Consider the following 1,766-nt stretch of genomic DNA (forward strand, 5'->3'; position numbering starts at 1 on the left):
TTTCTACCTCCGGGTGCTCAAATCCCCTAGCGGTGCTTGAACGCAGACCGAAAGAAGATTAAGTTATTGTTTTAAAGTGGGTGGCTTGATTTTTTTGTTTGGTGGCTTGATTTTTTTGTTTTAACTGGCTGTCCTATCTTTTAACTGTGTTTCTACCTTAACCTGATGATTTTTATCTAAATCATCAGGGGATTCATCAGTACAGAGCTACTCGGCTTGTCAGAGCCTTATAAAGGTGTGGATATCATGCTTTTTTTAATTTAATTACTATTTGGTTTGTAGATAAAACTATATAAAATTTCATCCTCAGACACTTTCTCAATATTCCTGTGACTCTGAATTCTAAGGTAGCAGTCTATAAAATTCTTTGCATCTTCTGCTGAATTGAAAAGTCCATTTCTGTTAAGTAAGGTGAAAAACTCTTCGAACTCAACTTGTATAGAATTATCTATTTTTGAGGCGAATAATTCTTCCTTTATTGGGTAGTGACCATTGCAATCTATATCAATACCAATAAACCCATCTTCTTTCACAGTAATCTCATCAGCTTTTTTTACTGAGTAAACTTCTATTGTCTCGTAACTAAAATCGTCATCATTTTCATTAAGCCAGTCTAAAACTAGTTTAGCTTTTTCTCTGGTTTGAAAAAGACGATACATTAAATTTTGAGAGTATGAATCCTCAGCTTCCTTGGTAAGTTTTTTGATATTTTCAGGCACGCTATCAGGTAACCAATAGTCCCATGACCTACCACATCCACAGTATATTTTATTTGAAACTCTCAAAATCTTGTTAACTTGATCTGTTGCAAAATAGTAAGTTTGCAAATCCGCTCTTACAACGATAATAGTACCTGATATCACGCTACTTCTCCCTCTCTATGGGCTCTGTGGGGATGTGCTTATCTCCTATACCTGACCTCATACGATCAATATGAATATGTTCCCCTCCTTTCCAGTGGTTTTCATTTCCACCTCCCTGTCTTCCTTTTTCTCCTCTGTGATCTGAGGTTTTATTCCCCATTTCCTCTGCTAAATCTATGTATGCATCAGCATCATCATTACTTAATCTATTCCCTCTTCGAGTATCACCATTTAACATGTCTTGTAATGCTCTTTCCTCGCTGGAATGAGGACCAGTTTTTCCTTCATTATTTGATTGATTTTCTGAGTTTCCCTGCTCTGCAGTCAATATGATTGCAACTACTGCAACTATCGGATTGCCGGTCCTGATTGCACCAGAAACCACATCTTGCTTGGTGATGTTTGGGGCTTTAACGTTTCCGCCCGTTTGTCCCACTACTGGCGGAGGCGGTGCAAATAAGGCTAAAGCAAACTCCCCATCCGGATCCACATATTTATATGGATTATTATTGGCATACGTATACCGATTAAACGAATACACATCCCTGAACCCAACCGGATCATCCGCATAGAACCGCCCAATCAGCGGATCATAGTATCGTGCCTGCATATAGGTCAGGTTCAAGTCCTCATCCTGCAGGTGGCCTGTGTAGCCTATACCGGCCTTGTCTCCCCCCAATCGTTTGCCAAACGGCTCGTAATGACTGCGACTGGTGATGTTGCCGGCACTGTCCGATTCTGCAACGACTGACCCCAGCATATCTGTATGCTGATATCTAACTGTGGTTGCTGATACTTGGCTGCATACTAACAGTAACAGCAGCGTTAGGAGTTGAATTATTCGTTCCATGAGTATTCCCCTTACATGTAATCACCGCCGCCGCTACTGCCGCCGCGAGCTGT

Annotated in this window: 2 protein-coding genes; both read right to left on the reverse strand. The window is 40.7% G+C overall.

The genetic code is table 11. The features are described from left to right. Positions 1–260: 260 nt before the first annotated feature. Complete coding sequence (locus AYI96_RS20200) at positions 261–863, reverse strand: hypothetical protein (protein WP_071476986.1); 603 nt, start codon at positions 861–863, stop codon at positions 261–263. A gap of 1 nt (position 864) precedes the next feature. After that, positions 865–1,713: an RHS repeat domain-containing protein gene (locus AYI96_RS20650; RefSeq protein ID WP_233962912.1), complete on the reverse strand. Its 849-nt coding sequence runs from the start codon at positions 1,711–1,713 to the stop codon at positions 865–867. Positions 1,714–1,766 lie beyond the last annotated feature (53 nt).

This window comes from Shewanella sp. MSW, assembly GCF_007636515.1.
Taxonomy (GTDB): domain Bacteria; phylum Pseudomonadota; class Gammaproteobacteria; order Enterobacterales; family Shewanellaceae; genus Shewanella; species Shewanella indica.